Source organism: Blastococcus sp. SYSU DS0828 (assembly GCF_054050975.1).
The window spans coordinates 69,169-76,291 of the sequence record NZ_JBJHAK010000022.1 but is presented as its reverse complement, the minus strand read 5'-3'; the positions used below and the strand labels follow the sequence as shown (position 1 = coordinate 76,291).

7 protein-coding genes are annotated in these 7,123 nt (G+C 72.7%); 3 read left to right on the top strand and 4 right to left on the bottom strand.

Annotated features, from left to right (window positions below):
- Positions 1-212: hypothetical protein (locus ACI79Q_RS16355; protein ID WP_456615039.1), on the top strand; the 212-nt coding region annotated here is incomplete at its 5' end.
- A 135-nt stretch (positions 213-347) separates the two neighbouring features.
- Here ACI79Q_RS16355 and gmd read toward each other — a convergent pair.
- Positions 348-1,361, bottom strand: a complete 1,014-nt coding sequence (gene gmd / locus ACI79Q_RS16350) for a GDP-mannose 4,6-dehydratase (protein ID WP_456613198.1) — start codon at positions 1,359-1,361, stop codon at positions 348-350.
- A gap of 91 nt (positions 1,362-1,452) precedes the next feature.
- Between gmd and ACI79Q_RS16345 the strand changes: the two genes are divergently transcribed.
- On the top strand, positions 1,453-2,418 hold the full coding sequence (locus ACI79Q_RS16345) for a GDP-L-fucose synthase family protein (protein WP_456615038.1): 966 nt from the start codon (positions 1,453-1,455) through the stop codon (positions 2,416-2,418).
- Positions 2,419-2,439: 21 nt separating this feature from the next.
- Here ACI79Q_RS16345 and ACI79Q_RS16340 read toward each other — a convergent pair whose 3' ends face one another.
- The 3 genes from ACI79Q_RS16340 to ACI79Q_RS16330 all read right to left on the bottom strand — a co-directional run bounded on the left by ACI79Q_RS16340 (position 2,440) and on the right by ACI79Q_RS16330 (position 6,039).
- A complete protein-coding gene (locus ACI79Q_RS16340; protein ID WP_456615037.1) occupies positions 2,440-3,231 on the bottom strand; it encodes a hypothetical protein in 792 nt (263 codons plus the stop codon).
- A 1-nt stretch (position 3,232) separates the two neighbouring features.
- Positions 3,233-3,622, bottom strand: coding sequence for an S-adenosylmethionine decarboxylase (locus ACI79Q_RS16335; protein ID WP_456615036.1), 390 nt, complete (start codon positions 3,620-3,622; stop codon positions 3,233-3,235).
- Between the two features lie 98 nt (positions 3,623-3,720).
- The gene (locus tag ACI79Q_RS16330) at positions 3,721-6,039 is read right to left on the bottom strand and encodes a putative bifunctional diguanylate cyclase/phosphodiesterase (protein ID WP_456615035.1); all 2,319 of its coding nucleotides are present in this window, start codon (positions 6,037-6,039) and stop codon (positions 3,721-3,723) included.
- A gap of 199 nt (positions 6,040-6,238) precedes the next feature.
- Here ACI79Q_RS16330 and ACI79Q_RS16325 point away from each other — a divergent pair, with 199 nt between their 5' ends.
- The gene (locus tag ACI79Q_RS16325; protein ID WP_456615034.1) at positions 6,239-6,523 is read left to right on the top strand and encodes a hypothetical protein; all 285 of its coding nucleotides are present in this window, start codon (positions 6,239-6,241) and stop codon (positions 6,521-6,523) included.
- Positions 6,524-7,123 lie beyond the last annotated feature (600 nt).

Here is a 7,123-nt window from a genome sequence, read left to right as displayed (position 1 = left end):
GGGTGGGCGCGGACAGCGGCAGCGTGGCGATCACCGAGGCGGCCGGGTGGACCGAGGCGGCGGAGGGCTCGGGGGCGCAGGTGAGCCAGCTGGCCTACCAGCCGCGGCCGCAGGCCGGTGACACCGGTACCGCGGCGATGACGCTGAGCACCTCGCAGTACGCCGGGGGCTGGCAGCGCGCCCTCCGCCCCGCCCTCCGCTCCGTCGTCTGATCCGTCGCCGTCCCCGCCGGGATCGTCCCCGGCGGGGACGTCGACGGTGCCCGCCGGATCCGCGTCCGCGCTGCCGACGGCACGATGCCACCCCGCCTGCTCGACGGCAGGCGGGGTGGCACCAGGCGTCGGGGGTCAGGCGTCGATGCGCACCAGCCGGCCGCACCGCTCGTCGTCGAGCAGCTTGATGTCGGCGTCCACCATGATCTCCACCAGCTCGGGCGTCAGCACCTTCGGCTCCCAGCCCAGTTCGTGCTTGGCCTTGGAGTAGTCACCGATCAAGGCGTTCACCTCGGTCGGCCGCTCATAGCGCTTGTCGTGGACGACGTAGTCCTCCCACGCGAGCCCGACGTGGAGGAACGCCATGCGGACGAAGTCGCGCACCGTGTACGCCGTGTTGGTGGCGAGCACGTAGTCCCTCGGCTCCGACTGCTGCAGCATGCGCCACATGCCCTCGACGTACTCGGGCGCGTAGCCCCAGTCGCGGACCGCCTCCAGGTTGCCCAGGTACAGCTTCTCCTGCAGGCCCGCCTGGATCCGCGCGACGGCACGGGTCACCTTGCGGGTGACGAAGGTGGCCCCGCGCCGCGGCGACTCGTGGTTGAACAGGATGCCGTTGACGGCGTAGGCGTCGTAGGCCTCCCGGTAGTTGCGGGTGGCCCAGTACGCGTAGAGCTTGGCCACGCCGTACGGACTCCGTGGGTAGAAGGGCGTGTCCTCGTCCTGCGGTGGCGGCGTCGCGCCGAACATCTCGGACGACGACGCCTGGTAGATCCTGGTGCGGACGCGGGCCGCGTGGACGGCCTCGAGCAGCCGCATCGCGGCGATGCCGGTGACGTTGCCGGTGAACACCGGCTGGTCGAACGAGACCATCACGTGCGACTGGGCACCGAGGTTGTAGACCTCGTCGGGGTTCACCTCCCGCAGGAGGTTCGTGAGCGCGGTGCCGTCAGCGAGGTCTCCGTAGTGGAGGAACAGGCGTCGGTCCGGAGCATGGGGGTCCTGGTAGATGTCCTCCAGGCGTTCGGTGTTGAAGCTCGATGACCGGCGGACGATGCCGTGCACCTCGTAGCCCTTGTCGAGCAAGAACTCGGCGAGGTACGAGCCGTCCTGGCCGGTGATGCCTGTGATCAATGCGGATTTCGACATCGCACGTACCTCTGGCTGTCGGCCCGGAACCGGTACATCCGGCTCCTGAGGGGCGCTAGCCTGGCAGCCCGGCGGCGGAAAGGGAACGGCCTTGTCCACGACTGTTCATTCTCGAGACACCTCGACGTTCATCGCCGGCCACCGAGGCCTCGTGGGCGGTGCCGTGCTGCGGCACTTCCGGGCGGAGGGGTTCACCAACCTCGTGACGCGGACCTCCGCCGAGCTGGACCTGCGCGACCGGTCCGCGGTCGAGGAGTTCTTCGCCGCGGAGCGGCCGGCCACCGTGGTGATGGCGGCGGCCAAGGTCGGCGGCATCCTGGCCAACAGCGCCTACCCGGCCGACTTCATCTCCGACAACCTGCGCATGCAGGTCAACGTGTTGGACGCCGCCGCCCGTCACGGCACGACCAGTCTGCTGTTCCTCGGCTCGAGCTGCATCTACCCCAGGCTCGCGCCCCAGCCGATCCGTGAGGACAGCCTGCTCACCGGGCCGCTCGAGGAGACCAACGACGCCTACGCGATCGCCAAGATCGCGGGGGTCCTCCACGTGCAGGCGCTGCGCCGGCAGCACGGCGTCCACTACATCTCCGCCATGCCGACCAACCTGTACGGGCCCGGCGACAACTTCCACCCGCAGCACTCCCACGTGCTGCCCGGGCTCATCCGCCGGTTCCACGAGGCCAAACTCGCCGCCGCGCCGTCGGTCGTCGTGTGGGGCACCGGCGCACCGCTCCGGGAGTTCCTCCACGTCGACGACCTCGCGCGGGCCTGCCTGTTCCTCCTCGAGCACTACGACGAGCCGGAGCCGATCAACGTGGGGGTGGGCGCCGACCTCTCGATCCGCGAGCTCGCGGAACTCGTCGCCGACGTCGTCGGCTACGAGGGGCGTCTGGAGTTCGACACCTCGAAGCCGGACGGCACACCCCGCAAGCTGCTCGACGTCTCGAAGCTGCACGGCCTGGGCTGGCGTGCCCGGATCGATCTCCGGACGGGGCTCGAGGAGACCTACGCCTGGTACCAGGAGCAGCTCGCCGCCGGCGCTGTCAGGGCCGCGTGAGCAGCGCCGGCGGTCCGGTACCTACGCGCCGGCCGGGTTCGTGACCTGATCCGTGCGGCGGGACGCCGGCGGCCGCCACCCGGTGGTGTCGCGGCGGAACGGCTCCGCGAGCGCCGGCTCGGCCGGCTCGACGAGGACGCCGCGGGTGGCTGCCAGGTCGGCCGGGTCGACGGTGATCGAGCGGAACACGCCGTGGTCCAGGGCCGGCGCGAGGTCCGGGCGGGCCGCGTACACCTCCGCTTCCGCCGTCCGCACGACGAAGACGCACGGGGTACTGGCGGGGGAGCCGAGGTAGGGCTGGGAGGTCGCGCCCGCCATCGTGTGCCAGGGCAGGCCCATCGCACGCACCAGCCGGTGCACCCGGTCGTCGAGGATGGTGACCATGCCGGGGATCCCGCAGTTGCGGGCGTACCGCCAGATGCCGTGGCACAGGGCGACGCTGACCTCCGCGCCCGCGGCGCCGGCGCGGTACCGGGGGTCCACGGCGAGGCTCGCCACGTCCCACACGGTCCCGGGCTCGAGGCCGACGGCGCCCAGGCTGTCGGCCACGGGCAGCCGCCAGGGGCCACCCGCCACGTCGACCAGGGTCTTCACCGGGCTGTCGCCGGCGGTGATCAGCCGAGCGGTGCCGAGGGCGGCGCCGCTCTCCTCGTCGATCACCGCGACGAACCGCGACCGCGCCTCGTAGTCGCCGTACTCCTGCTCCAAGAGCTCGGGCGTGTTGCCGAAGGCCTGCAGGAAGACGTCGGCCTCGACCTGGCGTGCGGCGTCCCGTTCGGCGGGGGAGTGCGCCACCAGCAGACGGAGGGCCATGTCAGAAGGACTTCGCGACGACGGTGCGGGCGGCGAAGAAGTCGGCGGTGAACGCCACGGCGACGTCGGGGTCGAACGCCTTGCACGTGTAGATGTCGACGGAGAAGAACAGCCGCGGCTGCTCCCAGGCGTAGAAGTGCGCGCCCGAGGTCTCCCAGTGGATCCAGCCGGCCCAGCCGTAGAGGTCGGAGCGGTGCGTCACCGGCTCGAGGAGCTGGACCATGTCCACCTCCCGGGAGAGGGCCGAGAGGTACGTGCGGATCTGGGCGTCGTCCACGGGCGCGGCCGGGTAGCCCTCGATCACGAGTCGCTGCCGGAGGATCTCCGGAGCGAGGTCGCGCCAGGCGAGGGGGGAAGCGAGCAGGTCAGGGGCAGGGGAAGGCGGCGTCACCCGCTCATAGTCCACAAACAGCAACGCTGCGTGGTGATCGTGGTCGGCGTGTCGCCCGGTCGCGCGTCACCCCGGAGTGTCCTCCTCACCCGGCGGAGTCAGTCGGGGGTCCACCCCCGGCTGAGCTGCGGGATCAGGGCCGCGTCGACGAGCCCGGAGTCGGAGGCGGCCAGCCAGTCCAGGAAGTCCTCGACCGGCATGGGGCGCGCGAGGGCGTACCCCTGCGCGACGTCGCACCCGAGGCGGGCGAGTGTGGCACTCGTCGCCAGGGTCTCGACCCCCTCGGCCACCAGGCTCAGGCCGAGGGCGTGGGCCAGCGCGACGGTGCTCTGCACGATGGCCGCCGCCCGCGGGTCGCGGTCGACGTCGGCGGTCAGGCTGCGATCGAGCTTGAGCTCGTCGGCCGGGAGGTGCCGCAGGTAGGCCAGCGAGCTGTACCCCGTGCCGTAGTCGTCGATGGAGGTGCGCACGCCCGAGGCGCGCAGGTCGGCGAGCACCGTGCGGCCGCGCTCGGGATCGGCCATGAGGGTGTCCTCGACGAGCTCCAGCGTGAGCGCCCGTGCGGGCAGGCCGTGCCGGTGCAGCGCGGCGGCGACCTTGCCAGCCAGGTCGAGGTCGGTGACGTTCGCCGCGGACAGGTTCACCGACACCGGCACCTCGCGCTCGGGCCACCAGCGGGCGGCCGCGGTGAGCGCCAGTTCGAGCACCCGGTCGGTGAGCGGTCGCAGCAGCCCGGCCTGCTCGGCCGCCGGCAGCAGGTGGGCGGGGGAGAGCAGTCCCCGGGTGGGGTGGTTCCACCGGACCAGCGCCTCGGTGCCCACGATCCGGCCATCGCGCAGGTCCACCTGCGGCTGCAGGAAGACGCAGATCTCGTCCCCGTCGAGGGCGGTGCGCAGCTCCTCCATGGTGCGCAGGCGGTCGCTGCCGGCGGTGCCGGTGACGGGGTCGGGCACGTAGACGTGCACCCCCTCGCGGGCGCGCTTGGCGCTGTACATGGCGACGTCGGCGCAGTGCAGCAGCTCCTCGACGGTCGCCGCCGGGGCCGGCGTGGTGGCGACGCCGATGCTGACGCCGACGTGCAGCCGGACGTCGGCGACCGTGAACGGCGCGAGCAGCAGGTCGCGGAGCCGTTCGGCGAGCGCCCGCGCCTCGTCGGCCGCCGCGGCCGGCATCAGGACGGCGAACTCGTCGCCCCCGAGCCGGGCCAGGACGTCGCCGGCGCGCAAGGAGCCGAGCAGCCGCGGCCCGATCTGGCGGAGCAGGTCGTCACCGGCGGAGTGGCCGAGGCTGTCGTTGATCTCTTTGAACCCGTCGAGGTCGAGCAGCAGGAGGGCGGCGGGCTGCTCTGGCGTGGCCGAGGCGACGACCCGCTGGGCCCGTTCGATGAGCGCCCGGCGGTTGGCGAGGGCGGTGAGCTCGTCGGTGCGCGACTCCAGCTTGACCTGGTTGTACCCGCGCACCTCGCGGAAGGTGACGGCGATGCGGACGACGCCGGCCAGCACGCACCCGATGGCCAGCCAGCCGGCGACGTCGGGCACGGGTTGCGACCAGGGGCTGAGCACGACGAGGCTGGCGACCAGGCAGGCGAGCGGCACGGCGAGCAGCCGCCAGCCGGTGCGGGAGCCGCCGCTGCGGAGGAGCCGGGGCGGCTCGACCGCGCCCGCGGCGGCCGCGGCGGCCAGGACGACGGAGGCGAGCCAGCCGAGCTCCAGCGGCCCGCCGTCGACGTAGGTGCCCTGCACCTTGAGGCCGAACAGGATGAGGTCCGACAGGCAGATCAGGCCCAGCGCGGCGCCGAGCAGCACGAAGGTGCGGTCGAGGCGCACGCCGAGGATGCCGCCGACGGCCATGACCATGCCGATGAGCAGGATCGTCGTGATCGGTGCCGCGAGGTCGACGGCCGCCACCGGTCTCTCGCCGGGGTCGGTCAGCAGGTAGGGGCCCAGGAGGAAGGCGACGCCGGCGGCGAGGCTGCCGAGGGCGGCCACCACCCCGTCGAGCCACATGCTCGGGTGGAAGCGCGGCACCCGGGTGCGGATCAGCACGACGACCGGCACGTACATGGTCAGGTAGGCCACCAGCATGACCGCGTGCGAGAGGGTGGACGACGGTTCGTTGCCCTCCAACCCGGCGGAGAGCACGCGCAGCACGTTGCCGAGCGCGCCCAGGACCAGGGCGACGGCGAGCGTGCCCCAGGCGATCCGCTCCGACCGCACCCGCCGGGCCGCCATGACGCAGACGGCCGCGGCGGCGAGGTAGGGCAGGTTGTAGAGGACGACGTCGTAGGTCCGGTCCCACGCCGCGCCGGCCGGCCGCGGCCCGATGCCGGTGGCGAAGAGCGCGACCAACCCGATGGTCAGGAGCAGCGCGCGGCCGGGGCGCCGCCGCAGGGCAGCGTCCTGGTCTGGCTGGTGCATGGCAGGGGCATCGGCCTCGGGACGGCGCGGGTTCACCCGTCCCGAGGCCCGGATCACCCGGAGGGGGGAGCCGCCGCGCTGTCGACCGGGCAGCGTCACGGACGCAACCTCGGCTGCCGATGAGATAGGTGTGGGGCAATCCGATGAGCATGCAGCGGTAGTGCCGTGGACGGTGGATCACGATGCCGACCCGGCGACGATGAGCGCCACGGTCGTCCTCCGCAGTTCCGGAGCCGAGAGCTACGGCCGCCACGCCGCGCCGGCGTCCGCGTACGGACCGGCCGACGTCCACCGCTTGGCTCCCGTGCCACCTCCCCGTCTCCGTCCGGCGGAGTGGGTGGACGGCGGAGACGCGGCGGTGGAGGCCGCCGACGACGTGGCCGAGGCCGCCGCCGTCACCGGCGCCCGGTCGTCGGACGACGAGGTGCCGGCGAGGGTGACCGGCTTCCTGGCCCGCCTCCGCCTGCTCCCCCGGGCGGCGTAGCGCAGGAGCAGCGCCAGGTGCCCTGGCTGCAGCGGCTGCCGGCGGAGTCGCCCGATCGAGGGTGCCGATCCGTCGGCACGTGCGTGATCTACCTCACGGCACCATGTCGCACAGCCGATCGGATCACGGCTCGTGGTAGGCGCCCGGCCTTCTTCGAGCGGTGAGCCGAGGCGTGGCGGGCGAGGTCGTCGGTGGCGGGTCGTCCGGATCCGCGCACCGTCCACGAGATCGACAGGGCACAACTCGTTCGTTCGCGCCTGCATGTGTGCCGTGCCGCTGCATTTCCACCCCAGTCCACCACGCTTCTCGGTTCCCGCAGACCGTGGGATCTCGCGGTCGAGCCACCTCGGACCAGCCGGCACGTCCTCGCACCACTGCTCCTACCAGCCGGTTCTCCTCGGGGTGGGTGCGCCGGCCCGGACCGGGTGGGAGCGCCCGAAGGGGGCTCCGCAAGGGCGGGGAGGCGAGCGAGGGGAATGGTCGATGAATGCGCGAGGGGCTCGGGGGAAATGCGACTAAAAAGGCTCGTGCGGCAGAAACTCAGAGTAACGATGCCAGGCTCGCGCGGCCCGGCGCGCGGTCGACTCGGGGGCGAACGCG

Excerpts from the sequence above, each read along its gene's own strand:
- gmd (WP_456613198.1), bottom strand. The coding sequence starts at position 1,361 with ATGTCGAAATCCGCATTGATCACAGGCATCACCGGCCAGGACGGCTCG.
- ACI79Q_RS16330 (WP_456615035.1), bottom strand. The coding sequence starts at position 6,039 with ATGCACCAGCCAGACCAGGACGCTGCCCTGCGGCGGCGCCCCGGCCGC.
- ACI79Q_RS16325 (WP_456615034.1), top strand. The coding sequence starts at position 6,239 with ATGAGCGCCACGGTCGTCCTCCGCAGTTCCGGAGCCGAGAGCTACGGC.
- ACI79Q_RS16340 (WP_456615037.1), bottom strand. The coding sequence starts at position 3,231 with ATGGCCCTCCGTCTGCTGGTGGCGCACTCCCCCGCCGAACGGGACGCC.